Origin of the sequence: Scytonema sp. PCC 10023 (assembly GCF_963920835.1) — a bacterium.
Classification (GTDB): domain Bacteria; phylum Cyanobacteriota; class Cyanobacteriia; order Cyanobacteriales; family Nostocaceae; genus Kalymmatonema.
The window spans coordinates 36,598-62,576 of the sequence record NZ_CAWUDP010000037.1; the positions used below are offsets into that span (position 1 = coordinate 36,598).

Below are 25,979 nucleotides of genomic sequence, written 5' to 3' on the forward strand. Positions count from 1 at the left end.
AAAGCTTTACAGCCATAAAAGACAAAACAATGACCCAGCAACCCATTGACTTCACCAATGAAACCCAACTAAACGCGCAAGGTAAACAACCCTACCGGGTTGTTCTGGTTCATCCCAGTGCTGGGGTCAATTGGAGTGGTGGCTCAGAAATTTTTGCTATAGAACTAGCCAAGCGACTAGGCGCTTATTTTGAGGTCGAACTGTTGAGTGGATCTCCCTGCGGCACTTTCTGCCATGCTGCTGGCGGTATCCCTCGAGTTTATGCCTATCGTGCGGTACGTCATCCCCTGATTGCTCCGCTAGTGCATCGCTTTGCGACTCATCCTGAAATCCTCATCGAACACCTGACTAGTTTTATACCCTGTGCCCTTCGCTGCCTAACTCACCCAGCTGATCTCATCTTTCCTTGTAATGATTACGGTGGGTTAGCTATGGCTGCTTTTGTAAGGGCTTTAATTGGTACTCCTATCCTTTTTACTGAGCATGTTGGGTTAATGGGGGGTGGACGTTCTTTAACACGCAACCTTCGTTTTCGACCTGACCGACTGGTGGTTTTTTCTGAAACAGTAGCCACTTTTGTTCGCACTCAGCGACCGAAGCAATCTGTGAGTGTTATTCCTAACGGTGTAGATCTTGAGCGATTTACTCCTAATGGTACTTGCATCGATCTTGATTTACCCAAACCAATAGTAATATGTGTGGCCTCTCTCAAATGTCATAGTCACAAGCGTGTTGAACTAGCTATGCAAGCAATGACGCGTCTACCTCAGGCAAGTCTTCTGTTGTGCGGCGATGGACCTGACCGTGCTTACTTTCAGGCTCTCGGTGAGCAGTTACTCGGTTCGGAACGCTTCGCCATTTGCACATTTCCCTATGACAGAATGCCTGAAATCTATCGAAGTGCAGATGTCTTTACGCTTCCTTCTATGGATGAGCCCTTTGGGCTTGCTTATGTAGAAGCGATGGCAAGTGGTTTACCTGTCGTCGCTACTGATGATGAGATGCGTCGTTACATCGTTGGTGATGGCGGCATATTGTGTGATGTTACCAACCCTGAGATTTATGCTGCTTCAATTGCAGAACTGCTTAGTGGTGGAGAGTGGAAAATGCGATCGCGACGGAACGCCTCGCGTTTTAGCTGGGAGCAAGTAACGTTGCGTTATCGGGATATGATTTTAGAAACGATTGCACAGTCCAAAAAAGCTCTATTAAACCACCCTGACCAAGCTAGTCAATTTTAGGGTTCTAAATATGCCAAAAGTTTCTGTCATTATTCCTTCCTACAACGCTATGGCTTACCTGCCAGAAACTCTAGATAGTGTTTTGAGGCAGACTTTCACAGACTTGGAAGTGTTAATTATTAATGATGGCAGTTCGGATCATATTGTGCAATGGGCTGCCAATATAGTAGATCCGCGAGTCAAACTGATTTCACAAGAAAACCAACGTTTAGCTGCGGCACGCAACACAGGTATTACCCACGCGAAAGGAGAGTACATAGCATTTCTGGATGCTGATGACCTTTGGGAGCTAACCAAACTGGAAAAACAAGTCAGTTGTTTGGATGATAATCCTACAGTTGGCTTAGTACACACTTGGACGCTTTTAATTGATCGTGAAGGCAAGAAGACAGGCAAAGTACTTATGACTCAATTAGAGGGTGATGCATGGCAGCAGATTGTTCAGAAAAATACAATAGTTGTTTCTTCTGTTATGGTTCGCGCCAGTTGTTTGGAAACTGTTGGGGGATTTGATCGGGATTTACACTATTGTGAAGATTATGATATGTGGATTCGTTTTGCATCTCGTTACGCGTTTGCAGTAGTTAGAGAACCCTTAACAAATTATCGTCTGCATCCTGGCACTTTGTCCACTCATTGCGAAGAAGTTCTCAAACATTTTCGTATTCTTATCGAAAAAGCATTTCAGTCTGCTCCAACAGAATTACTTTATTTAAGAAATCGAGGCTATGGAAACCAAAATCTCTACTTAGCCTGGAGATCTGTAAACAACAGGGATTTTAAGGCGGCGATTCATTATCGTCAGCAAGCGCTTGCTCATTATCCGCAATTACGTTACTCCTGGGACTGTATTCGCTTGAGCTTTGCTTTAGCCCTGGTGCAGTGGTTCAAACCGGATGGCTACAGCAAAGTGCGATCGCTCATCTACACCCTGCGTCGTCGAGTTTTGACATTTCGTCACTTGTCATAAATCAAAAATTTAAATTTATGCACATTATTGTTTTAGCTTGGGAGCCGACTTCTTTGCGCGGTGGGCAGGAGACAGTTCTGTTTGATGTTTGCCGTGGTCTAGCTCAACGGGGATACACGATTAGTCTTCTCTATACCAAAGAAGGTGATTTATTGGAGCGTTATCAAGAGTTTTGTAAACACACAATAAAGGTTCATAGATTTATCATTTCTCTCCCAGGACATATCTTCAATTTTTTAGCTGATATTCGTAATATTAGTGGTAAAATCTTAACATTTGAAAACAGTATTGTCCTTTGTAATCAAGTGACAGATACTCCTTTTGGCTATGCTTTAGCTTTATCCCAGAATATACCGTTAGTTTGTTATCTTCATTACCCTCCCATACGCCCAAGCTGGATAGCTGAAAGTAAGGGAATAAAGCGATTGAAATATTTTCTCTTGGAACCAATTCATAAATTACAGTGGACTACTGCCCTCAAGAAAGTCAAGCGTTTTATTGCAGTTTCCATTCAAATGAAGTTGGATTGGGTTAACACTGGATACAAAGAGGGTTTAGAAGAGATAATTGATGTTGTATACAATGGCATTGACCTGGAAGTATACAAACCTGCAAACGATTTGTCAAGAATTAGAAAGGAATGGAATATTCCTACCAATATCAACGTGATATCCTATGTAGGCAGGATAGATAAACAAAAGGGATTAGAAACACTGATTAAAGCCTTTGCTTTATTGCTAAAAACTGGTGTTCATACTAAGCTGTTGATTGCTGGTAAGCCAGTAGCCCAAGGCGAGGAATACAAAAAATATTTAGAACAGCTAGCAACTGACTTGGGCATAGAAAATCATGTAGACTTTCTTGGTCATATAACTAATACTACTAGTCTTTATCAAGTCAGCGATGTAACAGTCCTACCCAGTCTATGGTCTGAGCCTTTCGGGCGGGTAATTGTTGAATCGATGGCTTGTGGGACTCCTGTAGTAGCTAGCCGAATTGGAGGAATTCCTGAAAGTTTGACAGGAGAGTTTCAAAATGGGCTGTTTGAGCCGGGTAATGAGCGAGATTTGTCAGATACTCTTAATCGAATTGTGTATTGGAGAGCCAAAGAGCCTAAGTTGGGTGAGAGATGCCGCGAACACGTAGTATCTAAATTCAGTTTAGACAAAATGGTTGATGGTGTTGAAAAGGTACTAGAACACCGATTCATCAAATTATTCGCGTAATCGTTTTTTGAACAGCTTAATCACAAAATATTTCTCTGATAATTTGATTATTTATGATAAAAAATGATTTTCTTAAATAAGTGACAACAACATAGTTTATTCCGAAATTTCTTATTAACTTACTTTTCACAAATACCAGTGTGTCTAATTGATATAAAATATAGGTAAGTAGATGAACACTAAAGAACTCACCATTAAGGCAGGTCAGACAGAGAGCCAATACTGGAAAGACCTATGGAGATACAGAGAGTTATTCTACTTTCTGGCATGGCGCGATATTTTGGTACGCTACAAGCAAACGGCTATTGGGATGGCATGGGCATTAATTCGCCCCTTTCTGACAATGGTAGTGTTCACCGTTGTGTTTAGAGATGTGGCGGGGCTACCCTCAGAGGGTGATGCGCCTTACCCCATTATGGTTTTTGCCGGTCTGCTACCCTGGCAGTTTTTCTCTGGTGCGCTGACCGAATGCAGCAACAGTTTAGTTAACAACGCTAACCTGCTTTCTAAGGTCTACTTTCCCCGGTTGATTGTGCCAACTTCTGCCGTAATTGTCAGCTTTGTGGACTTCATGATTTCTGGCATGATAATGCTTGGGTTGATGGCTTACTACAACTTTGTACCCGATTGGCGCATCCTCACACTGCCGGTGTTTATTGTAGTTGCCTTTGCAGCGGCAATAGGGGCGGGATTGTGGCTAGCGGCTTTGACTGTGGAATATAGAGACTTCCGCTACATCGTGACATTTATAGTGCAGTTTGGTCTGTACATTTCTCCTGTAGGTTTTAGCAGCAGTAAAATACCGCAACAGTGGCGCTTGCTGTATTCACTCAACCCAATGGTAGGGGTCATCGACGGTTTCCGCTGGGCAATTTTGGGCGGAGAGTCGGGGATATATTTACCTGGATTTGCACTGTCTCTAGTTGTAGTGGTTCTACTACTCGCGAGCGGTATTTGGTACTTCCGCAAGATGGAACGCACTTTTGCTGATGTCATTTAGGTATTTGGTGGAGGTAGAGAGTAAGACAGAAGGTTCAGTTAAACATGATTAGTGTCATCACATGAATTAATAACTCAGAATAATTCATTTAAGCCTGCATCAAGGTTGTCATTAACCAACATTTTCCTAACAATATACTTCCACTACTTGGCTCTAAGTTAATGATATTGTTAACTTACGAACATTAGATTTCATGAAATACTAGGTAGTTCATGGGTGATGTGAAGAACTGAAATGATTAAAACGACAAATGGAAACATAATGAAAAGGTGGAAAGTATATGAAAGTAGTAAGCAGAGTAACATTTCCTAAGACAGCAGAAACTTCTGAAGTCTACATGAAGTTGGATGCTGGCACATTTATAGATTTTCAGGCAAGCAACAGCCAAATTATTTTGTCTGAAGGTAGTAGCATATCTTTGAACACTTACTTCAACTCAATCTACGAAATTTTCTATACAAAATATACAACTCTTAGCTCACTTTACTATTTGCTTAAGCTTGAGGGTGATTTTGAAGTTTCTGCTTATCGGGAAAGATATGAGGCAAGTACAAAAGAACTTATTTTAAGTAAGAAACTTCAGCAATGCCAACTCTCAGATAATGTGAAAATTTTATTACCAGAACTCAAGCAAACCCAAGAAGCTGGTCGCATTTATCTGGAAATAACTTGCCTGAGTGAACAAGGTTTGTTTACAGAAGGGTTAGTTGTCACTGAACAAGAAAAGCATCGAGATGTGTCATTAGGCATCATCACTTGTACATACAAAAAAGAAGCTTATGTAAAAAATACAGTCAATGCTATTTTACAAGACAGTTTTTTGCATGGTAAAAACTTTAAAATTTTTGTAGTTGACAATGGTAAAACTCTAAACAAGAGTGATTTTGAAGACTCTAGGGTTCAACTGATCTCTAATCGAAATGTAGGTGGAAGCGGCGGTTTTACTAAAGGACTGATTGAGGCGTTGCAGGAAGGCGTTTATACGCACTTCTTGTTTATGGATGACGATATAGAGTTAGACAGTGAAGCTATTTACAGGCTTTTTTCTTTATATGAGTATGCGAAGCAGGATTTTGCGGTAGCTGGCAGTATGCTTGATTTACACAAAAAACACATTTTGTATGAAGCAGGAGCATTATACAATAAATACTTTGACGATAAAGGAAACCTTCAATATCATCCATTCCTATTCACTGGTTTAAAGCATAATGTTGATCTACGAAATCCCACATCATTGAACTTACTTTTGATGGAAGACAATATAGATTATGGAGGATTTTGGTTTTTCTGTTGTTCTCAAGAAGTTGTTAAAACTATTGGATTACCACTTCCCTTTTTTATCAAGATAGATGACATGGAGTTTGGTCTAAGAATTAACGAACATCTTGAGAATGGAATAGTGGCTTTTCCATCTTTAGCTGTGTGGCATGATCCATTTTATGCTAAAAACCCTGGTTGGGATGTTTACTACGAATATCGTAACCAACTTATAAATCATGCAATTCATAATTTGTTTACATATTTCGAGACAATAAAAACCTTAACCAAAAATATCATTGATTGCTTATTAATATTTGATTATAATTCAGCAAAAATGATTGTCAAAGGTTTTGAAGATTATATGCAAGGTCCTAGTTTCATGAGAAGTCATGATCCTGAGCTTCTGCATTCCTCGATTTGTGAATACAGTAAAATTCATAAAAGCGAGAATATACTAACTAATTCTATCTCAAATAGTGATGGTTATCAAATTACTAAAGCAGGGACATTACAAAAAGTGGTTAGTTTGTTAACGCTTAATGGTCATTTCCTCCCGAAATTTCTAATAAGCGATGAGACAGCAATCATTCGATATGGCTCCAAAGAACGAGACTCCCTTTGTAAGGGTTTTGCTAAAAAAAGAGTTATCTTCATCAAGAAAAACCATCTTGTATCTTCTCAAAATGAACTGGATAATAAAGCTGGTATTAATATTTTAATCGCCTGGATTAAATCTATTATTAAAAGTAGTTTGAAATGGTCATATGTCAGTGCAGAGTGGAAAAAAGCTGCCAAGGATTTGACCTCTCTTCAATTTTGGCAGAATTACCTTGAACCTCAAAATAAAACGGAGTCTCAACATCCAAATTACGTCAAGCCAGGAGAAGCTGCATGAAAGTAGATTGGCTGATTGTAAGAGCTGAATATTCAGTCTATGTACTGGTTCAAGGGATTGCAAAAGAACTGGTACAACGAGTGCTCAGCGGTATTTGGTACTTCCGCAAGAGGGAACGTACTTTTTCTGACGTGATTTAGGCGTGTAGTGGAGGTAGGAGTTAGGCAGATGTCCGATTCTATAATTCGGGTTGAAAACTTAAGTAAGAAGTACTTCATAGCACATCAGGAACAAGCTGCTAGTTACAAGACATTTCGTGGGGCAATGACAAATGCCGCAAAATCCCTTGTTGCTGCACTTAACCCCCGTGCCAAGAAAGAAGCAGAGGTAACCAAGGAGGAGTTCTGGGCACTGAAGGATGTATCATTTGAGATTAAACAGGGCGATTGCGTTGGTTTTATCGGGCGCAATGGGGCAGGGAAATCAACACTGCTGAAAATTCTCAGTAGAATCACAGAACCAACAAGAGGTTCTATCACGATTAAGGGGCGAGTTGCCAGTTTATTGGAAGTAGGAACGGGTTTTCATCCAGAGTTGACGGGACGGGAAAATATATTTCTCAACGGCGCAATTTTGGGGATGAGCAAGGCGGAGATTCAACGCAAGTTTGATGAAATCGTAGCATTTGCAGAAATTGAAAAGTTTTTAGATACGCCTGTTAAGCGGTATTCCTCAGGAATGTATGTGCGGCTTGCTTTTGCAGTTGCTGCTCATCTAGAGCCAGAAATCCTCATTGTAGATGAGGTTTTGGCAGTAGGAGATGCCCAGTTTCAGAAAAAGTGTTTGGGGAAGATGGGGGACGTGACAACAAAGGAAGGACGGACGGTATTGTTTGTTAGCCATAATATGGCAGCGATGCGCTCTTTGTGTTCTACAGGAGTACTTCTGAACTCTGGGAAAGTTGTGTTAACTGGCGAGATCGATATGGTAGCAGATGAATATTTAAAAATGTGGATTGACCATAAATCAAGACAATCAAAAAAGTATGGTACTCGGTTTATTGAAGTTAGTATACAAGACGAAAATGGCGAAAATTTAGAAATACTAGACTTGGATAAAAAAGCGTATCTAAATTTTCAAATATATGTTGAAGACAATAGAGACTTGAATCTTGGTTTTACTGTTTACAAACATGATATTCCTATTTTATCCTCATCAGCCTTGGATAGTTTGGAAGAGCTACCTAAAGGATTGAGTGAACTAAAGATTGAACTGCCTATTAACTTATTGACTACTGGTGAGTACCGAGTTGAAGGAGCTATGTGGAATCACACTCAGGTGTATGACCAAGATGATTACCTGACTTCCTTCAAAATGTATAGAAATAGCGCGTTAGAAGTTCGAGGTACAACGTACAGGGGAATCCTGGCATTTTCAGGAAGTTGGACATCAAAAGTTCAAGCGCACACAAATTCATAATTCCGCAGCAATCACTACTATCATACTTTGTATCTATGAGCGAATTAATCACCATTAAAGACATTGCTGAAAAGCCTAAAGCCATTGCTACAAAATTGCTAACAATTGCAAAAAATTGTTTAAAGTTCACGTATCGCTACCTTGTGCCTACGGAATCAGCGGTCTATAAGCAAAGTATAGAGGCTGATATCGGCGAACACAAACACCTTTTAAAGGGAAGGGTTTTGAATGCGGGAGCTGGGTGGCGAGACTTATCTCATTTGGTAGATGGGGAGTTGGTGAATCAGGATCTTTATTATCCTGGTGACACCAGAAACAATATACAAATATATTCACCTCTGCATAAAATTCCAGTCGAGGATAATTTATTTGACGTTATTATCTGTATTGGGGTTATAGAGCATGTTGAAAATCCAGAAGAAGTGCTTCCAGAATTTTACAGAGTTCTCAAACATGGTGGTCATCTCATTTTAGATATTCCATTTCTCCAACCCGAACATAAGTGTCCAACTGATTTTCAGCGTTATACCAAGGATGGTATTACAAGGCTTGTGGAACATAATGGTTTTTCAGTTTTATCAGTAAAAGGTCGCTTTACAGTGTATCACACCCTTTATTGGGTAGTTTGGATTTGGTTGCATCATAAAAGCAACCTGATATACATGGTGATGCGTATGATTTTGCTACGTCCTTTACTCTTAGCTTCAAAATACTCGAAAACTTACTCTGATAGATTGGCTTCATGTTTTCAAATTCTTGCTGTTAAGAGTTAAGTCATAACTATTTTTAACTAATATCAATATTCAATAACGAAGATAATCAAAAAATATTGAGGAAAAAATGGCAATGATAAAAGACAAAGTCTTGATTTTCAATAATTATCTTCTAAATCTTACTGATGGAGGTCCAAGCGGATTCTTGGCTCAGAATATACTAGGACATAACTCTAAGTACTATGAGCTAAATTCTACGACTATTCGTACTTCCTTTAAAAGAAGGTTACTTAATAAATTAAACAGCCATTTCAAAAAGAAACCATATGAAATTGAGGCGGCTGGTCTCAATCGAACTTATACATTTAAGGATTGGTGTATAAATGCCCAGCAAATATTTAAGAGCATTCAAGCTCTTAAATATAAATTTATTTACTTCCATGACGTTTGGCAACTCAAATCCTGTCTACCTTTAATTCATCCTTCACAAATAATTCTATTACAATCCCACTGCCCTGAGTTACCTTCGGAGGAAATAGCCTCTTTACAACCAAAATTTACACAGGAAGATGTTGAATGGTGCAAAGAAGCAGAACGAGATGCTTTTAATCGAGCAAATATCCTAATTTTTCCAAACTACGATTCAACTAAGATTTATGCTTCACTCATTTCTCCTAAGTCTATCATCTATTACTTAACCTCGGGAGCAAAAGAAGTTAAAGATTTAAAAAACTATCCACTGAACCAAAACATACAACTTTTATATGTTGGTAGAAGAAATAGAATTAAAGGGTTTGACATCATTAGAGAGTCATTCCAGAAAGCTTATGCTCAAAGGAAAGATATAAATTTGATTGTGCTGGGAAACGGTGAAAAGATAGAGGAAGATGGTATATTTGACATAGGGTTTAGTCATTCACCACATGATTGGATATATAACTGTGACTACGTTATAAATTGTAACCGTCAGAGCTACTTTGATTTAAGTGTTTTAGAAACTTTGTCTATAGGAACTCCTTTGCTCATTTCAACCAACTTTGGTCATAGAGAATTGGCTGAAGAAAAATCAAAAGGAATTATCGATATTGGAGAACCTACAGTACAAAATCTAACGAATGCTTTGCTTTCTCAATCAATTGTCAAAAAGCAATTTAACCAACAAGCAATTGAGGAAAATAAGCTCCTTTTCAAAAGGAAATATTCTGATTCACTTTATCGAGTAAATCTTGAAAAGTTATTGTACAAAATTATTTCTTCTAGTTGATTAACTTTAGACATAGTAACTATCCCTTACAAATGAAGATAGCTATTGTTAGCAAGTCTGATAGAAATGGTGGAGGCGCAAGTAGAGTTGCTGAGGATCTCGCTACTTGGTTAAATGATGCAGGGTACCCAACCGATCATTTTGTTGCCTTTAACTGCAAAGAACCTCTTTCATTCCAGCAAAGTCTTTATGCAGGAGGTCGTAGATTCAAGCTCTGTAAAGGGATTCATGAAACTACTAACGAATACGGTTTTCGTGAGCTGTTGCCTGTTGAATACTGGTTGAACCTGAGCAGAGTTCTTGATAATTACGATATTGTCCATTTTCACGATCTATATACTTCCATATCTCCGGTCACTCTAGCTCTAACTTCTCGACGCAAACCTACTTTTTTCACAGTACATGACTGTTCCGCATTTACTGGTGGCTGTCTGTACCCAATGGGATGTGAAAAGTTTACTACTCATTGTCACCAGTGTCCTCAATTACCTGCGGGTAAACATAAAGATAAAATTCCGGATCGTACAAGAGAAGTTCAGGCAATTAAAAGATGGGTTTCTAGGCACTTCAATATTCGCTACATATTTCCTAGTCACTGGATGGTTCAACAAGCTCAACAAGCTCTCAAGTTTAAAATTTCACCTACAGTTATTCCAAATGCTATTGATTTAAAACCTTTTCCTTCTGTCACAAAGACACAAATAAAAATTAATTTAAATATTTCAGAAAGTCGTAAAGTAATTGTTATATCAGCACACGTACTCGATGATCTTCGTAAGGGTGTGAAGTATGCAGTGACAGCGCTTCAAAGTGTGCGCGATTTGTCTCCATTTGTTCTAATTGTAGGATTTTGCAACGATGAGTTGAAGCAGGCATTAGAGGGACTTGAGTTTAGAGAAATGGGTTATATTTCAGACCCTAGCTTCTTGGCTAAAGTTTACTCTGCAGCAGATATTATGCTTTTTTGTTCTCTTGCTGATAACTTACCACTCACTGTTCTTGAAGCAATGGCTGGATCTACTCCAGTCGTTGGTTTTTCTACGGGGGGCGTGCCAGAGATGATACAGACTGGACACAATGGTATCCTAGTTGAGCCTACTAATCAGCAAGCACTCAATCAAGCCCTCCGCCAAGCATTACTGTCCGTCAATTTAGAAGCAATGGGCCAGCAGGCAAGAAAGGATATTGAAAATAACTTTTCAAAGGCTGCATTTGTTGAGAGGCATCTGCAACTCTACCAAGATTTTAAGCATTCATTGCCGAAAATATGCATACAGTCTCTTGTAGAGGCTGAACCTGTAATAAACAAATAGGTCAAGCATTGCGTTACAAAAAACACATTTGAGGAATGATATGGTTTTCACTCCAACTCTCACACTTTCAACCACTACCTCAATCGCTGCAGAAAATAACCGTCTTTGCCTGATCTCTGGCTCAGCCAATCTCCCACTATCTCAAGAAGTTGCTCAATATCTTGGCATTGAACCGACTCCTACAGTCTGTAAGCGGTTTGCTGATGGAGAAATTTATGTTCAAATTCTAGAATCAATCCGAGGTTGCGACGTTTATCTGATTCAACCCACATCTCGTCCAGTCAACGATCACCTCATGGAATTGATGATCATGATTGATGCGTGTCGTCGCGCTTCGGCAAGGCAAATCACAGCAGTGTTGCCCTACTCTGGCTATGCCAGAGCAGATCGCAAGACAGCTGGACGGGAATCGATTACAGCTAAACTAGTAGCAAACTTAATTACCAAAGCGGGTGCCGATCGCGTTCTAGCAATGGATCTGCACTCATCTCAAGTTCAAGGCTTCTTCGATGTTCCACTGGATCATGTCTACGGCTCTCCCATCCTGCTAGATTATCTGCAAAGTAAGCAACTTTCTGATATCGTTGTCGTTTCCCCTGATGTAGGCGGAGTAGCGCGGGCACGAGCATTCGCTAAGAAACTCAACGATGCACCGCTTGCCATTGTCGATAAGCGTCGTCAGGCACACAATGTTGCTGAAGTCATGAATGTCATTGGTGACGTACAAGATAAAACGGCTGTTCTTGTCGATGACATGATCGACACGGCAGGAACCATTACCGAAGCGGCAAAAGTGCTTCGTAAGGAAGGTGCACGCCAAGTTTATGCTTGTGCAACCCATGCAGTCTTTTCACCACCAGCGATTGAACGTCTATCAAGCGGTTACCTTGAAGAAGTCATCGTTACAAATACCATTCCCATTGTGGACGAGAACCGCTTTCCACAATTGACAGTATTGTCTGTTGCTAATCTCATCGGTGAGACAATCTTCCGCATTCATAAAGAGAGTTCTGTAAGCAGTATGTTTCATAACTAAATCAAAAATTTCTATACAGACACTCAGTTACCTGAGTAAAAGAGTCAATCAACAAATAAGTTAAGCCTTGTACTTTTCGTTGAATACCTAAGAACATCAGTGGAATTGTGATGAAAAAGATAGTTTATTCATTTGACGTGTTTGATACATCCATTGTTCGGATTTGGGCTAAACCAACCGACCTCTTCTGGGAATTAGGCTATCAACTGCACAAAGACAATCTCATTCAAATTTCGCCAGAATCTTGGTCTCAACTGAGAATGGAGGCGGAAAGAATTATAAGAGAGACTGGACCAGTTTATGAAGTCACACTAGAAGAAATATATGCACAGCTTGCTCGTTCCTTAAACTGGTCAAATGATGAAACTGAAAAGGCAAAACAGAAGGAACTAGAAATTGAGTTATTGAGTTTACGTCCAGTACCAGCAACCCAAAAGAAAATTCAATCGCTCTATCAAGAAAACCAACGAATCATCTATATTTCAGATATGTATCTACCTGAAGAGGCGATTCGGAATTTATTGAAAGAGAACAAGGTCTGGACACCTGGCAGTACTTTGTACGTTTCATCAGAGGTAAGGATCAATAAAGGAACTGGCAAATTATTTCAACACTGTTTAGCACAAGAATCACTTCAACCATCTCAGTTGTATCATGTCGGTGATAATCTACATGCAGATGTAGAAGTTCCCAAAAAACTTGGTATTCCATGTGAATCTTTTACTCAAGCCCACCTTAATCGCTACGAAGGACAAATAGCCGATACCACTCAGCTTCCCTTAAAGTTTAGATCCTTGCTTGCTGGAGCTAGCAGACTGACACGTTTGCAATCTCAAGAAACAACTCACCATAAACAAGTTATTTGGGATACAACAGCAAGTGTCATTGCTCCAATGTTGTTCGGTTTTGTTTACTGGTGTTTAGTAGAAGCGCAAAAAAGAGGGATTCAAAGACTCTACTTTGTTGCCAGAGATGGGCAGATATTGCAAAAAATTGCTCAAGTGATGTCCCAGAATTGGGGATTTACAATCGATTGCCGCTACTTCTACGGTTCTCGTCAAGCATGGCACCTACCCGCTATTCAAGAGATTGGCGAAGTTGAACTTGATTGGATATTGTCTCTAATTAAGGTTGATACTCAGTTTGTATCCATTCGTTCCATTTGTACCCGGGTTAAGATATCACCAGATCAAATTAAAGATGTCCTAAGCCGCTATGGTTTTCCAGCAGAGAAATGGGATGTTAATCTTAAGCAGCACGAACGTGACTTACTGAGGCAAATTGTTAGCGAAAAGGAAGTGAGTGAACTTATCATCTCAACTGCTGCTGGCTATCGTGAGAAAGTGATTGGCTACTTCCGTCAGGAAGGGTTAGGTGATGGAGTTCCCTTTGGGTTTGTTGATATTGGTTGGAGTGGACGCACACAACGCTCTTTTAGTAAATTGCTGAACATTGCTGGTTTCTATCCAGAATCTGGCGTTTGTGGTTTTTACTTTGCCCTTGAGACTCGGGTTAAGTCATTTCAAAATGATCGTTTACTGGCTTATTTCTATGATGTAGACACAATGTCTGGCGATCGCGATCGTTATCTTATGTGTGGGTACAGATGCCTTTATGAGCTTTTCCTTGCAGCAGATCACGGTAGTACTTTAAGCTACGAGCGATCTGGCGAGCAGTATATTCCCGTGCTTCGTTCCCTAAAAAACGAAGAAGCAATTAATTGGGGATTATATGTTCTGCAAAGCGCTGCCGTTGAATTTGCAAAGCAAATCACGACCAATTTAAGTGAGCAAGAATGTACAACTGAACTTTTCCTAAAAGCATCTGAAATTTTGGCAAAAGAATTTGTCCTAAATCCTTCCCCTCAAGAAGCCCAAGTGTTTGGCTCCTTTGTCATGTCTGGAGATATCACTGAAAATGCCTTCTATGAACTAGCACCTATCTACAATTTAGCTGACTGGTGGAGACTACTCCTTTCTGGTAAACATCCACATGTAGATGTCTGGTTTCATGCTTCAGTCGCCAGAAGTCACCCTATTATCAGAAAATTCTTTAAATTGAAAAACAACACGAAAAATAGCACGATTCTTAAAATCAGGAAAACCTTGGGCAAATTTAGACGTGCTCTTATATCGAAAGTCGTGAAAACCGCCTAGTGTCGCCTTGTTCTGTTGTCTTCGTTCAGTGAGTTAAAACCTGAGGAAAGAAAACAATCTTCACTTTAGTGTGAAAGTTCCAAACCTCTATTTAGCCTTAAAAAGGGAGAAATCACATGAAATTTGACTGGCTAATCATAGGCGCTGGATACTCTGCCTGTGTCATAGCTGAACGAGTTGCAACTCAACTAGCACAACGAGTACTAATTGTAGAAAAACGAGATCACATCGGTGGTAATGCCTACGATTACTACAATGAGCATGGCATCCTAGTACATAAATACGGACCCCACATTTTTCACACCAAATCCAAAAAAGTTTGGGATTATCTGTCTCAATTTACTGAGTGGAGACATTACTTTCACCATGTCCTTGGAGTCATAGATGGCAAGAAAGTTCCCATACCTTTTAATCTCAATTCTCTCTACGCTCTTTTTCCGCCAAAATATGCAGAGAAGCTGGAGAGTTTACTTTTAGAGAACTTTGGTTTTGGAGTCAAAGTACCCATTTTGAAACTACGTGAGAGTGCAAGTGGTGACCTCACTTTTCTCGCTGATTATATTTATGAAAAGGTTTTCCTCAACTACACAATTAAGCAGTGGGAACTGAAACCAGAGGAATTGGATCGGGGAGTCACAGGACGTGTTCCAGTTTACATTAGTCGGGATAACCGTTACTTCCAAGACTCCTACCAAGCTATGCCCAAGCTTGGCTACACTGAGATGTTCCGCAAAATGCTGGCTCACCCCAATATTAAGGTGCTACTCAATACAGATTACCGCGAAATTATCAACGACGTTAAGTTTAACCGACTACTCTGCACAGGTCCAATTGATACTTTCTTCGATTATATGTATGGGGAACTGCCTTATCGTAGCATCAACTTTCAGTTCGAGACTTTAGACCAAGAGCAGTATCAAGAAGTCGGTACAGTCAATTACCCCAACGAGTACGATATCACCCGCATCACCGAGCAGAAGTATTTGTCGGGGCAAACTTTACCAAAAACGACTTTAGTGATGGAATATCCTCAAGCTTATGTACCAGGGAAAAACGACCCCTACTATCCAATTCCTCGTGAAGAGAACCGTGAACGCCTAGAGCTTTACCTCAAAGAAGTCGAGAAACTCAACGGTTCAGTACTGTTTGCAGGACGACTTGGAGATTACAAGTACTATGACATGGATCAAGCAGTAGTTCGGGCGCTTGGTGTATTTGAGAAAGACATAGCAGGTAAGTAAATTGACCGCTGGCTTGATAACACTACATCTGAACGGATTGCAACGCAATAACAGAAAACAACCAGAAAAGGGAGGAGACAGATGAAAGTATTAAGCCGAGTACAATTGCCGAAAACAGCAGAAACTTTTGAGTTATATATCAAATTAGATCAATCATTTTCTCTAGAGTCTCTAACTAAGAATAGACAGATTAGTTTGCACCAAGGTAGTACTCTATCTTTCAACACTTACTTCAACTCAATTTATGAACAATTCTATACAAAATACACAACTGTTAGCTCACTGTACTACTTACTAAAGCTTGAAGGCGATTTTGAAGTTTCTGCATACCGAGAGACCTATCAGGAGAGTGCTAAACAACTTATTTATAAGGAAAAAATGTATCAATGTCAAACATCAGATTACATAAAAGTCTTATTGCCAGTTCTTAATCAAAACCAACAAGCTGGTCGTATTTATCTGGAAATAACTTGCCTGAGTGAACAAGGTTTGTTTACAGAAGGGTTAGTTGTCACTGCACAAGAAAAACTTAGGGATGTTTCATTAGGTATTATCATTTGTACATATAAAAAAGAAGCTTATGTCAAAAAGACAGTTAATACTATTTTAAAGGACAATTTTTTACAAAATAATAAGTTTAAAATATTTGTAGTTGACAATGGCAAAACTCTAAATAAAAGTGATTTTGAAGACTCTAGGGTTCAACTCATCTCTAATCGAAATGTAGGTGGAAGTGGGGGTTTTACTAAAGGACTGATTGAGGCATTGCACGAAGGCGTTCATACCCATTTCTTGTTTATGGATGACGATGTAGAGTTAGACAGTGAAACTATCTTCAGGCTTTTTCCTTTATATGAGTATGCGAAGCAGGATTTCGCCGTAGCTGGCAGTATGCTGGATTTATACAAAAAACACATTTTGTATGAAGCAGGTTCATTATACAACAAATACTTTGATGATGAAGGAAACCTTCAACATCGTCCATTCACACTCACTGGTCTAAAGCAAAATCTTGATCTACGAAACCCTACCTCACTGAACTTACTGTTGTTAGAAGAAAATATAGATTATGGAGGATTTTGGTTTTTTTCTTATTCTAAAGAAGTTGTGCAAAGTATTGGATTACCGCTACCTTTGTTTATTAAAACAGACGACCTAGAGTTTGGTTTAAGAATCAACGAGAATCTTAAGAATGGGATAGTGGCTTTTCCATCTTTAGCTGTGTGGCATGAACCATTTTATGCTAAAAAGCCTGTTTGGGATCTTTACTACGAATATCGTAATCGGCTCATAGTTCATGCAATTCATAGTTCCCTGGAATATTTGGATACAATTAAACTCTTGACACGAACTTTAATTTATCACTTATTAATATTTGATTATAATTCTGCACAAATGATTCTCAAAGGTTTTGAAGATTATATGCAAGGTCCCAGTTTCATTAGAAGTCATGACCCGGAGATTTTGCATTCTTGGATTTTTGAATTTAGTAAAAGTCATAAAAGCCAGACTATACTGGCTAATTCTAGCTTGAATAGTGAAGGATCTCAAATTACTAAAGCAAAAAAATTACAAAACCTGGTAAGTTTGTTGACACTTAATGGTCATTTCCTGCCGAAATTTTTCATTAGGGATGAGACAGCAGTCATTCGATTTAGCTCAAAAGAAAGAGACCCCTTGTCTAACCCCTTTTGTAAAGGATTTGCTAAGAAAAAAATTATTTTTACTATGGAAAACAATCCTCAAATATATCAAAATGAGCTAGATAATCAAGCTGGTATTAATATTTTATTTGCCTGGGTTAAATCTGCGCTCAGAAGTCGTTTGAGATGGTCAGACGTCCGTGCAGAGTGGAAAAAAGCTGCCAACGATTTGACTTCTATTCAATTTTGGCAGGATTACCTTCAACCTCATAGTGACACCAAGTCTCAACAGCCAAATTATGCCAAGCCAGGAGAAGCTGCATGAAAGTAGATTGGCTGATTGTAGGCGCTGGATATTCTGGCTGTGTACTAGAACGCCGATTCAGTAATCAGAGTGTTGAACCGTTAACCTAAGCATGGAAGTCACCCCCCATGCAAGGCGTAGGAACCGGACATGAAAGTTTGCCCTTCATCCGGCTCCTCTCCAAGTTGACCGCAAGTCAAAGGGTACTAAGCTGAGTTGAAAGATTACCTATACCACCGTGTATCTGGTCGTGACAGTGTAGGTGGATGGCAACTAAGTTTTCCAGTCGATTGTCCGCTTCATTTCACCTGTAAAAACTGCGGTGCCTCATTACAAGTTAACGGGTTTAGAATCAACGTTGTTGACGGAAAAATCGCTAGAACTGTAAAATGGTATACAAAATCAAGATTTTTCATAGGGCATTAAAAGGAGGCTGGCAGATTTTTCAATCGTTGTGACCCAACCCTGGGATTTCCATTCTTGTGATGGATTTCTATTAGGTCGTCTGGATGGAAGCTTAGTCCACATTCGGCGCATTTTCCTTTTTGTCTCTTAACGGTTATAGTTACCTTTTTGGAGATTCCAGGATATTCGCCTTTAGGCAGGGGTGTTGACCAGTATTGAGTCGGTTTTCTGACCCAGATTCCGCACCTAATATTATCACTTAGGCAAATAGTAAAAAATAAAACTAATAAACAGTGGGGTGCGCTGGAACCGTTCGGGTGGGATGGACTGAGCTCAACCCTACGGGCGATCGCACCTCTTTATCATTCTCTCTTGTTGTAGTAGATACATACTGATTTTGACTTCAGTTGCCTACTGCTTATACTGTGTGACACCACTGGGTGCGGAATATGGGTTACAATAGTATAAAAATGAGTAATAGTAAATCGTTTGCTACGGTGGCATATTACGAGGCAACATTCTCCACGCACAATCCGTACGTAGAAACTCGTGTTCACCAGTGCTTTCATATCCACCGTTCTTAGTCCTTTGCCCCCAGCAGGAGGAATGAAGGGTTGAAGAATATCCCACTGTGGATTTGTGCATTTGTCAGACTGCTGGGGAACTATAACCTTAGCTAATTATGAATGGTGAAACATAGGGGTTTGATATGCCGAAAATTTCTGTCATTATCCCAGCCTACAATGCTGTGGCTTACCTCCCAGAAGCTGTGGAGAGCGTTCTGAAGCAGACATTTACAGATTTTGAAGTACTGATTGTTGATGATGGGAGTTCTGATGGAACTTTAGAGTGGGTTTCTCAAATCAAAGACTCGCGAGTTCGACTGATTTCGCAACAAAACCAAGGTTCATCTGGAGCACGAAACACAGGGATTACTGCGGCTCTTGGAGAATATATCGCACTTTTGGATGCTGATGATATTTGGGAGCCAACCAAACTCCAAAAGCAAGTCCGTTACCTGGAAGAAAATCCATCAGTAGGTTTAGTAGATACGTGGACAGTTTTAATTAACCAGCAAGGTAAGTCCACAGGGAAAGTTGTTGTTTCCTATGCAGACAAAAACGACGTATGGAAGCAACTTGTCCAGTTTAAACCGATATGTCCTTGTGACAGTACACCCTTGATTCGTCGCTCTTGTTTTGAAACGGTAGGGTTATTTAACCAAGAATTACCGTTTCTTGAAGATTTAGATATGTGGATTCGCCTTGCTTCCCAATATCGCTTTGCAGTTATCAAAGAACCCTTGGTTCGCTATCGCCAACATCCTGGTAGCAAGTCCACAAATTGTCAAGGAACTTTGGAAGCTTTTCGGACAATTATCGAGAACGCTTTTGAGTCTGTACCCGCAGAATTACTGCCTTTAAGAGAGAAAGGATATGGTCGTATTAATCTCTACTTAGCTTGGAGAGCTATTAACAATAAAGATTACGACCAAGCGTTTCATTTTAATCATCAAGCTATTGCTCATCGTCCGCTACTTATTTTTTCTTGGGACTTCATCCGCCAAAGCGTAGCTTTAACACTCTTAAAAACATTCGGTGCTCAAACCTATGACAGAGTGAAAACACTTACCCAAGTCCTGCGGCGACGTACATCATCGGCTAATGGACAATGGGAAATAGGTAATAGTTAGTAGATAGTAGGTAGTGGGTAGTGGGTAGTGGGTAAAAACAATTAACAAATGTAGAGACGCGCTGAATGAAAGCGTCTCTACAAGCAACAACTAACAACCAACAACTAACATTTAGAACTATGCCCAAAGTTACTGTTATTATTCCGGCATATAATGCCATGAAATATCTCCCAGAAACTCTGGAGAGTGTTCAGAAGCAGACACTTACAGATTTTGAAGTATTAATTATTAATGATGGCAGTTCCGATGGAATTGTTGAATGGGCTTCTCAAATCACAGACCCGCGAGTCAGACTGATTTCACAAGAAAATCAAGGCACAGCTGCGGCACGAAACACGGGTATTGTTGAGTCTAAAGGCGAATACATTGCCTTTTTAGATGCTGATGATATTTGGGAACCAACTAAGTTAGAAAAACAAGCACAATGCTTAGATAATAATCCCTTGGTGGGTCTAGTAGATACATGGACTGCTTTTATACAGGAAAATGGCAAGCTTACAGGCTTAATCATGAAGCATGATAAAGAAGGTGATGTCTACAAGGAAGTTGTGGAATCATGTGACAGTTCTGTTTGCTGTGGAAGTTCACCCATGATTCGTCGTTCTTGTTTCGACACCTTGGGCTTATTTGACCGAGAGAGCTACATTGAAGATGTGGATATGTGGATACGTATTGCGACTCGCTATCACTATGGCGTGGTCAAAGAACCTTTGGTGAGATATCGTATGCACCCAAACAACAAATCAAAAGATTGCCAATCCATGTTCAGAGGTTTTCGCCAGTTAATTGAGAAAACCTATCGTTCTTTGCCCACAGACATTCTCTATCTGCGACCCCGAAGCTATGGTCGATTGTATATCTTTTTAGCTTGGAGATCTATAGATACACAAGATTACAAACAAGCTTTTCATTTTAGTCGTCAAGCAGCTGCACTTTACCCACAACTCCTTTTCAGTCCACGGTTTATCCGCTTGAGTGTAGCGATCGCGGTGCTTTGGTTGCTCGGACCTAATGGATACGACAGAATACGGTCTTTTAATCGTAACCTACGCCGACGCTTGTTCGCTCGTGCTACATGATTCATAAACAACTCAGAATTCAGGATTCCGAATCCTGAATTCTTCTGTAGGGAGATTCTGAATTCGGAATTTTATGCAAAAGTAAAACTCATTCATTTTTGGAGTAGCCGTGGGATTGCGTAGTAAAGTCATCAAGGGCGGAGCCTTGATGGTCATACGTCAAGCTTTGGGTATCTTACTCAGCTTAATTGGTGTATTATTCATCACTAGAGTCATTGGACCGACCGAGTACGGACTTTATGGAGTCGCTTATGGCATTGTCAGCTTCCTCGGCGGTTTGGGTATATGGGGCTTGGATGTCTATTTACTACGTAAAACATCCAACCCAGACCAACAGGATTATGACCAAGCCTTTACCCTGTTGCTATGTATTAGCGGCGTCTTTGCACTCAGTCTTGTACTGGGGCAACACATTATCGCCCAGATGCTTAAGCTTCCAGAAGTAGCACCGCTTATAGCAGTCATGGGTTTAACATTACCTCTTTCTCTGTTAAATCTGCCCCTGACAATTAAACTAGACCGTGACTTAAATTTTCAGCGTGTAGCCTTCATTGAGTTAATCAGCCAAATTAGTTACTATGTGGTAGCGCTACCCCTTGCAAATCGAGGGGCTGGTGCTTGGGCACCTGTCGGTGGTTTGTGGCTGCAGCAAATAACTATGGTTGTATTGACTGTCTATAGTACCAGTCTTCGCCCGCGCTTGTGCTGGAAGCCTAGTTTAATTCGGGAAATGCTGGGGTATGGTCTGAGCTTATCCTTTGCAGGTTGGCTTTGGCAATTGCGATCGCTAGTCAATCCAGTGATTGTCGGACGTTTCGCTGGGGCTGAAGCTGTTGGATTTGTGGCTTTAGCCATTCGCCTTGTAGAAATGCTTGCCTTTGCTAAGGCTGTCACCTGGCGTTTGGCTATGGCGGCGCTAGCTAAGTTAGAAAATGACAAAACTCGCCTACGCAAGAGTGTTGAGGAAGGAATGCGTCTACAAGCGCTAGCCGTTGGTTTACCGATGGCAGGGTTTGCAATAGCAGCTCCTGTGGTATTACCGCTCGTTTTTGGTAAAGATTGGACTCCAGCGCTGCAAATCTTTCCGTTGATTGCAATTGGCTATCTTGCCAATTCCATGTTCAATCTGCATTCGTCAGTCCTCTATCTGTGTGGTAAAAATCTTGAGGTGACTTGGTTTCATGCGGCACACATAGCGCTTTTTGCCGGAGGTGCCTTTTTGCTGGTACCGTACTTGGGGATGATGGGCTATGGCTGGGCTGAGATAGCTGCATTAGCTAGTTATATAGTTCTCCATATATACACAGCTAAAGAAATAGGTAGTCCAAATTACACAGTAGCTCTTGGTTGGTTTACCATATCAATTGCTGTTCTAATTTTAAGTACAGTCAACGAAGTCGTCCGTTACTCATCTTTTGTGTTGCTACTGCTTCCACTGCTTTCAACGAAAGAGAGAAACAGCCTCATTGGCTATTTTCAAATTTTGAAATCTTAAAGGCTGTATATAAAGTCAAAGTTAATGTTGAATGAATATAGGAGTCATTGAGCCTTTCAAAGACGGATTTTTAGAAGTCATCCCTGAAGGTGAGGGGAGCGACTACTGGCAAATTGCCGCAATCCACATTAGTGGAGAAGTCTTTTGTCCAAGCCCCCGTATTTATCCATCCCAAGAAGTGGCGATCGCCAAAGCACGACGAATTTTTGATTGGATATGCAATCATGAAATCGAAAGTCGTGGCTGGGAATGCTATTGCGAGGAATTAAAGATGACCTTGTGGCGTCAGCCGAAATCACATCCCAGTCATCCATTACCGACAGCGTTTTGAAGATTATGTCTGATTTAGAAGAAACGCCGCCGTACACCTGGAATCCACTCAGTAGATTTTGCGATCTTGCATCAGACTATGCAAAATATCGACCAAGTTACCCAGCAGCAGCAATTGATTTCATCTTAGAGGGATTGGAAACACAGTTCCCAATAGTAGCAGACGTGGGCGCTGGGACAGGAATTTCCTCGCGGCTTCTTGCTGAACGCGGAGTACGTGTCTTAGCAATTGAACCCAACACCGACATGAGACAAGCGGCTGAACCCAATCCTCTAGTGGAGTTTCGCGAAGCAACAGCCGAAGCTACAGGTTTAAGCGATGCTTCCGTTGACTTAATAACTTGCTTCCAGTCTTTCCACTGGTTCAACCCGGAACCAACTCTTCTCGAATTTCACCGCATTTTGAAACCGTCGGGAAGACTGGCTGCAGTTTGGAATGAGTGGGATAAAAATGACGAATTTACAGCTAATTATATTGACTTGGTACTGGAAGCGGCAAATTTGCCTTCCAATGAGTTTGTCCTAAGTCGGCAATAACCTAGACAATGCTCTACACTCATCGTCATAACTGGTCTATGAGTGATGTATGTACAAGCCAAGCGAATTTGCAAAAAAAATTGGAGTCTCAGTCAAAACGCTACAACGCTGGGACGTGTCAGGCAGGCTGCCAGCTAAAAGAACGCTTTCTGATCATCGTTATTACACCGAAGATGATTTATTAATTGCCAAAGGATTGAAGCCCTTAGAAACCAATAGAAAAGTCGTAGTTTATTGTCGCGTCTCGTCAAACGCACAAAAGCCTGAACTAAAAAATCAAGTTACTGCGATGGAAGCATTCTGTTTGGGAAGAGGATTAGCAGTAAATGAATGGGTTTCGGAAATAGGAGGCGGACTAAACTTTAAGCGTAAAAAGTTTTTAGTCATCATTATGTCAATGCTTAAAGGCGAAATTTCCGTTTTGGTTGTAGCGCATAAAGATAGGCTGTGCCGATTTGCTTTTGAGTTTATTCAAGAATTAGCAACGTCTGTTGGTTGTGAAATTATCGTTGCCAATCAAGAATCGTTATCTCCACAGCAAGAACTCGTGGAAGACCTGATGGCTATCATTCACTGCTTTTCCTGCCGACTGTACGGATTGAGAAATTACTCTAAAGAAATCAAAGATTGCTTCAAAGCAGCTATTGACAAACCTATACAAGAACTGACAGAATCAGACAAGAAAGAAATACAGTGTTGAGGTCGAACAATGCTTTTATCCATCAAAACTAAGTTGAAACTGACAAGCGAACAAAAAACTACAATGAGTAAGCACGCAGGTATCGCGCGGTTTACCTACAACTGGGGTTTGGCGACTTGGCAGAACTTGTACAACGATGGGTTCAAGCCAAACAAATACCTTCTAAAAAAGTTCTTTAACAACCATGTAAAACCTGAGTTTGAATGGATTAAAGAGAAAGGTATTTGTCAAAAGATTACTCAATTCGCCTTTGAGCAACTAGGTGACGCTTTTTCTAGATTCTTTTCGGGCAAAGGCGGTTATCCAAAGTTTAAGAAAAAAGGTCAACACGATTCTTTCACCGTTGACGCAGGCGGAAAACCTATTCCTGTGGGTGGTGTGCGCGTCAAGCTGCCTACTATTGGTTGGGTCAAAACTTATGAAGGATTGCCTCATGCAACGACTACCAAGGTAACAATATCTCGGATAGCTGATGACTGGTATATCGCATTCGCATATGAAGTAGAAACCGAGTCTACGCAAAAACCTGTAGATGTTGTAGGTGTGGATTTGGGAATCAAAGAACTAGCTACACTCAGTACTGGCGTTACGTTTCCAAATCCAAAAGCCTATAAAAAAAGTATCCAAAAGTTAAAACGATTGTCCAAAGCCTTGGCACGAAAAACCTGCATGCAGCAACAATCGTCATAAGTCAAAAATCAAGTTAGCGAAGCATCATAACCGCGTTTCAAACATTCGCAAAGATTCACTTCATAAAGTCACCAACTACTTATGCAAAAACCACGCTGTGATAGTAGTCGAGGATTTGAATGTTTCGGGACTGATGCAAAACCATAAGCTTGCTCAATCCATTGCTGATTGCGGATTCTACGAATTCAAGCGACAACTTGACTATAAATGCAAGAAGTTTGGAAGCAAACTAGTTTTGGCAGATAGATGGTATCCATCATCCAAAACTTGCAGTAATTGCGGTTGCAAGAAAGAATCCCTGGCTCTAAATGAACGCGTCTACGAATGTAAACATTGTGGACACGTAATGGACAGGGATTTGAATGCCGCAATCAATCTGAGCCACTGCGTTGGACGGGTTTCCCGGCTTGAAGCATGTGGCGTATCGCGTTTGGCTAAAGCGTGAATGCTTTCTGAGGGCTAACCGCTCCCATGCTCCCCATGAAGAAAGAAGTAAATGTCTAGACTTGTCTAGGTTTTATATAGCAGAAGTATCGTACTACAGTGGAATATCTAGCCAGTTATCACTTAGTTGATATAAAACACTATGTGTTTCCCTATAAACAAGATGTAGATTTAACCGGGCTCATTGGTTTAACACAGAGTCACTCGATTGTACCGCGTTCTGGATCAGTACTCCAACAACTTATCTCTGACTTGCAACAACTGCACGCACAGTTTTCTGATCAGGGTGGCATGGTTAGCTTACTCTACAGCACCGATGTCTTCCTTGCGAAACCAAAACCTTACCGTTGACAATTTCCGTGGAAGAATAAACCTGCCATGGTGTTTGTTGCACTCGTCAATTGTATGAAAATGAAACCACAGATGGACACAGATGGACACCGATGAATAACTAGTGTTTATCTCGTGTGTATTTGTGGTTCCAAATACCCTCAAAGCAGATTATTATTGCAAGAATTTTAATGCTGAATAACTGCCTGTGGCGTAAATGCTAGTATATATAATTACAAAATTTTTGGCACACTTTTTGTTATTATATTATACATTATTTTTATCGATTAACCGTAAAATCTGCAAATACTTCAAACATTGAGTGAGAAGTTGACCGGAAATTGAAGGGCGCAAGCCCCTAAATTCCATTTATGGGGATAAGCCCGCAGGCGAATTTATTCGCCGCCCCCACTCTTCTATTAATTCGCTTGCGCTAATACCACGTTTTTTTGCCTCATCCTTAATACTTGCCCAAGCTGTAGGAGTTAATAACACGGTTCTTTTCGCTTTAACTTCGTCATGTAATATCGGTATATTTCTTATTCTTTTTTGCCCTTTTTTGGTTGTCATCGTTTAGATATGCAGTGTATACTAA

The 25,979-nt window shown here is 40.4% G+C and carries 23 protein-coding genes and 1 pseudogene; 23 read left to right on the top strand and 1 reads right to left on the bottom strand.

Annotated features, from left to right (window positions below; all coding sequences use genetic code 11):
* Positions 1–29: 29 nt before the first annotated feature.
* From ACM0OZ_RS22165 to ACM0OZ_RS22275, 23 genes and pseudogenes are all read left to right on the top strand, one after another.
* On the top strand, positions 30–1,241 hold the full coding sequence (locus ACM0OZ_RS22165) for a glycosyltransferase (RefSeq protein ID WP_414584973.1): 1,212 nt from the start codon (positions 30–32) through the stop codon (positions 1,239–1,241).
* Positions 1,242–1,251: 10 nt separating this feature from the next.
* Positions 1,252–2,211 carry a glycosyltransferase family 2 protein gene (locus ACM0OZ_RS22170; protein ID WP_414584974.1) on the top strand — a complete coding sequence of 320 codons (960 nt, stop codon included), beginning with the start codon at positions 1,252–1,254 and terminating at the stop codon, positions 2,209–2,211.
* Between the two features lie 17 nt (positions 2,212–2,228).
* The gene (locus ACM0OZ_RS22175) at positions 2,229–3,437 is read left to right on the top strand and encodes a glycosyltransferase family 4 protein (protein ID WP_414584975.1); all 1,209 of its coding nucleotides are present in this window, start codon (positions 2,229–2,231) and stop codon (positions 3,435–3,437) included.
* A 172-nt stretch (positions 3,438–3,609) separates the two neighbouring features.
* Complete coding sequence (locus ACM0OZ_RS22180) at positions 3,610–4,437, top strand: ABC transporter permease (RefSeq protein ID WP_414584976.1); 828 nt, start codon at positions 3,610–3,612, stop codon at positions 4,435–4,437.
* 280 nt (positions 4,438–4,717) lie between these two features.
* Entirely contained in the window at positions 4,718–6,592 is a 1,875-nt protein-coding gene (locus ACM0OZ_RS22185; protein ID WP_414584977.1) for a glycosyltransferase, read from the top strand.
* Complete coding sequence (locus ACM0OZ_RS22190; protein ID WP_414584978.1) at positions 6,589–6,732, top strand: hypothetical protein; 144 nt, start codon at positions 6,589–6,591, stop codon at positions 6,730–6,732. Before ACM0OZ_RS22185 ends, ACM0OZ_RS22190 begins: the two co-directional genes overlap by 4 nt.
* A 28-nt stretch (positions 6,733–6,760) precedes the next feature.
* Positions 6,761–8,011, top strand: a complete 1,251-nt coding sequence (locus ACM0OZ_RS22195; RefSeq protein WP_414584979.1) for a polysaccharide ABC transporter ATP-binding protein — start codon at positions 6,761–6,763, stop codon at positions 8,009–8,011.
* 35 nt (positions 8,012–8,046) lie between these two features.
* On the top strand, positions 8,047–8,784 hold the full coding sequence (locus tag ACM0OZ_RS22200; RefSeq protein WP_414584980.1) for a class I SAM-dependent methyltransferase: 738 nt from the start codon (positions 8,047–8,049) through the stop codon (positions 8,782–8,784).
* 73 nt (positions 8,785–8,857) lie between these two features.
* On the top strand, positions 8,858–9,988 hold the full coding sequence (locus tag ACM0OZ_RS22205; protein WP_414584981.1) for a glycosyltransferase: 1,131 nt from the start codon (positions 8,858–8,860) through the stop codon (positions 9,986–9,988).
* A gap of 32 nt (positions 9,989–10,020) precedes the next feature.
* The gene (locus ACM0OZ_RS22210) at positions 10,021–11,301 is read left to right on the top strand and encodes a glycosyltransferase (protein ID WP_414584982.1); all 1,281 of its coding nucleotides are present in this window, start codon (positions 10,021–10,023) and stop codon (positions 11,299–11,301) included.
* Positions 11,302–11,341: 40 nt separating this feature from the next.
* Positions 11,342–12,337, top strand: a complete 996-nt coding sequence (locus ACM0OZ_RS22215; protein ID WP_414584983.1) for a ribose-phosphate pyrophosphokinase — start codon at positions 11,342–11,344, stop codon at positions 12,335–12,337.
* Positions 12,338–12,447: 110 nt separating this feature from the next.
* On the top strand, positions 12,448–14,493 hold the full coding sequence (locus tag ACM0OZ_RS22220) for an HAD family hydrolase (RefSeq protein WP_414584984.1): 2,046 nt from the start codon (positions 12,448–12,450) through the stop codon (positions 14,491–14,493).
* Between the two features lie 116 nt (positions 14,494–14,609).
* Complete coding sequence (gene glf / locus ACM0OZ_RS22225) at positions 14,610–15,734, top strand: UDP-galactopyranose mutase (protein ID WP_414584985.1); 1,125 nt, start codon at positions 14,610–14,612, stop codon at positions 15,732–15,734.
* Positions 15,735–15,815: 81 nt separating this feature from the next.
* Positions 15,816–17,702: a glycosyltransferase gene (locus ACM0OZ_RS22230; RefSeq protein ID WP_414584986.1), complete on the top strand. Its 1,887-nt coding sequence runs from the start codon at positions 15,816–15,818 to the stop codon at positions 17,700–17,702.
* Positions 17,703–18,795: 1,093 nt separating this feature from the next.
* Entirely contained in the window at positions 18,796–19,779 is a 984-nt protein-coding gene (locus ACM0OZ_RS22235) for a glycosyltransferase family 2 protein (protein ID WP_414584987.1), read from the top strand.
* Positions 19,780–19,898: 119 nt separating this feature from the next.
* On the top strand, positions 19,899–20,858 hold the full coding sequence (locus ACM0OZ_RS22240) for a glycosyltransferase family 2 protein (protein ID WP_414584988.1): 960 nt from the start codon (positions 19,899–19,901) through the stop codon (positions 20,856–20,858).
* A 109-nt stretch (positions 20,859–20,967) separates the two neighbouring features.
* Positions 20,968–22,353 (top strand): oligosaccharide flippase family protein, encoded by a 1,386-nt coding sequence (locus tag ACM0OZ_RS22245; protein WP_414584989.1) that lies wholly within the window; start codon positions 20,968–20,970, stop codon positions 22,351–22,353.
* Positions 22,354–22,384: 31 nt separating this feature from the next.
* Complete coding sequence (locus tag ACM0OZ_RS22250) at positions 22,385–22,684, top strand: hypothetical protein (RefSeq protein ID WP_414584991.1); 300 nt, start codon at positions 22,385–22,387, stop codon at positions 22,682–22,684.
* Positions 22,685–22,689: 5 nt separating this feature from the next.
* Positions 22,690–23,184, top strand: a pseudogene (locus tag ACM0OZ_RS22255) (class I SAM-dependent methyltransferase); the annotation flags it as partial.
* Between the two features lie 85 nt (positions 23,185–23,269).
* Positions 23,270–23,920 (top strand): IS607 family transposase, encoded by a 651-nt coding sequence (locus ACM0OZ_RS22260; protein ID WP_414584992.1) that lies wholly within the window; start codon positions 23,270–23,272, stop codon positions 23,918–23,920.
* A gap of 63 nt (positions 23,921–23,983) precedes the next feature.
* Entirely contained in the window at positions 23,984–24,610 is a 627-nt protein-coding gene (locus ACM0OZ_RS22265) for an RNA-guided endonuclease InsQ/TnpB family protein (protein WP_414584993.1), read from the top strand.
* Positions 24,611–24,617: 7 nt separating this feature from the next.
* The gene (locus ACM0OZ_RS22270) at positions 24,618–25,055 is read left to right on the top strand and encodes an RNA-guided endonuclease InsQ/TnpB family protein (RefSeq protein WP_414585017.1); all 438 of its coding nucleotides are present in this window, start codon (positions 24,618–24,620) and stop codon (positions 25,053–25,055) included.
* 98 nt (positions 25,056–25,153) lie between these two features.
* On the top strand, positions 25,154–25,405 hold the full coding sequence (locus ACM0OZ_RS22275; RefSeq protein ID WP_414584994.1) for a hypothetical protein: 252 nt from the start codon (positions 25,154–25,156) through the stop codon (positions 25,403–25,405).
* Positions 25,406–25,753: 348 nt separating this feature from the next.
* On the opposite strand, the gene ACM0OZ_RS22280 is transcribed toward ACM0OZ_RS22275, so the two are convergent.
* Positions 25,754–25,954, bottom strand: coding sequence for a hypothetical protein (locus tag ACM0OZ_RS22280; protein WP_414584995.1), 201 nt, complete (start codon positions 25,952–25,954; stop codon positions 25,754–25,756).
* Positions 25,955–25,979 lie beyond the last annotated feature (25 nt).

Coding starts and splice junctions, on each gene's coding strand:
- ACM0OZ_RS22165 (WP_414584973.1), top strand. CDS start 30: ATGACCCAGCAACCCATTGACTTCACCAATGAAACCCAACTAAACGCG.
- ACM0OZ_RS22170 (WP_414584974.1), top strand. CDS start 1,252: ATGCCAAAAGTTTCTGTCATTATTCCTTCCTACAACGCTATGGCTTAC.
- ACM0OZ_RS22175 (WP_414584975.1), top strand. CDS start 2,229: ATGCACATTATTGTTTTAGCTTGGGAGCCGACTTCTTTGCGCGGTGGG.
- ACM0OZ_RS22180 (WP_414584976.1), top strand. CDS start 3,610: ATGAACACTAAAGAACTCACCATTAAGGCAGGTCAGACAGAGAGCCAA.
- ACM0OZ_RS22185 (WP_414584977.1), top strand. CDS start 4,718: ATGAAAGTAGTAAGCAGAGTAACATTTCCTAAGACAGCAGAAACTTCT.
- ACM0OZ_RS22190 (WP_414584978.1), top strand. CDS start 6,589: ATGAAAGTAGATTGGCTGATTGTAAGAGCTGAATATTCAGTCTATGTA.
- ACM0OZ_RS22195 (WP_414584979.1), top strand. CDS start 6,761: ATGTCCGATTCTATAATTCGGGTTGAAAACTTAAGTAAGAAGTACTTC.
- ACM0OZ_RS22200 (WP_414584980.1), top strand. CDS start 8,047: ATGAGCGAATTAATCACCATTAAAGACATTGCTGAAAAGCCTAAAGCC.
- ACM0OZ_RS22205 (WP_414584981.1), top strand. CDS start 8,858: ATGATAAAAGACAAAGTCTTGATTTTCAATAATTATCTTCTAAATCTT.
- ACM0OZ_RS22210 (WP_414584982.1), top strand. CDS start 10,021: ATGAAGATAGCTATTGTTAGCAAGTCTGATAGAAATGGTGGAGGCGCA.
- ACM0OZ_RS22215 (WP_414584983.1), top strand. CDS start 11,342: ATGGTTTTCACTCCAACTCTCACACTTTCAACCACTACCTCAATCGCT.
- ACM0OZ_RS22220 (WP_414584984.1), top strand. CDS start 12,448: ATGAAAAAGATAGTTTATTCATTTGACGTGTTTGATACATCCATTGTT.
- glf (WP_414584985.1), top strand. CDS start 14,610: ATGAAATTTGACTGGCTAATCATAGGCGCTGGATACTCTGCCTGTGTC.
- ACM0OZ_RS22230 (WP_414584986.1), top strand. CDS start 15,816: ATGAAAGTATTAAGCCGAGTACAATTGCCGAAAACAGCAGAAACTTTT.
- ACM0OZ_RS22235 (WP_414584987.1), top strand. CDS start 18,796: ATGCCGAAAATTTCTGTCATTATCCCAGCCTACAATGCTGTGGCTTAC.
- ACM0OZ_RS22240 (WP_414584988.1), top strand. CDS start 19,899: ATGCCCAAAGTTACTGTTATTATTCCGGCATATAATGCCATGAAATAT.
- ACM0OZ_RS22250 (WP_414584991.1), top strand. CDS start 22,385: ATGAATATAGGAGTCATTGAGCCTTTCAAAGACGGATTTTTAGAAGTC.
- ACM0OZ_RS22260 (WP_414584992.1), top strand. CDS start 23,270: ATGTACAAGCCAAGCGAATTTGCAAAAAAAATTGGAGTCTCAGTCAAA.
- ACM0OZ_RS22265 (WP_414584993.1), top strand. CDS start 23,984: ATGAGTAAGCACGCAGGTATCGCGCGGTTTACCTACAACTGGGGTTTG.
- ACM0OZ_RS22280 (WP_414584995.1), bottom strand. CDS start 25,954: ATGACAACCAAAAAAGGGCAAAAAAGAATAAGAAATATACCGATATTA.